Here is a 240-nt window from a genome sequence, read left to right on the forward strand (position 1 = left end):
CTGCGGGCGTTGTGGACAGCCAGACGATCAAGGCCCCGCACGGCAAAGCGCGAGGCTGTGACGCGGCAAAGAAGACGGTCGGACGTAAGCGGCACGTCGCGGTGGACACCGACGGACGTCTGCTGATGGTGAATCTCACGACGGCCGACATATCCGACAGCGCGGGCGCGCAACTCATTTTCGACGGCGTGCGCAAGCAGCGGCCCTGGCTCAAGCATCTGTTCGCGGACGGCGCCTATG

At 65.4% G+C, this 240-nt stretch carries 1 protein-coding gene; it reads left to right on the forward strand.

The window, feature by feature from the left end; genetic code table 11:
- On the forward strand, window positions 1–240 hold a 240-nt coding region (locus B8460_RS20690; protein ID WP_048863512.1), incomplete at both ends, for an IS5/IS1182 family transposase.

Source organism: Acidisphaera rubrifaciens HS-AP3 (assembly GCF_000964365.1).
Lineage (GTDB): Bacteria > Pseudomonadota > Alphaproteobacteria > Acetobacterales > Acetobacteraceae > Acidisphaera > Acidisphaera rubrifaciens.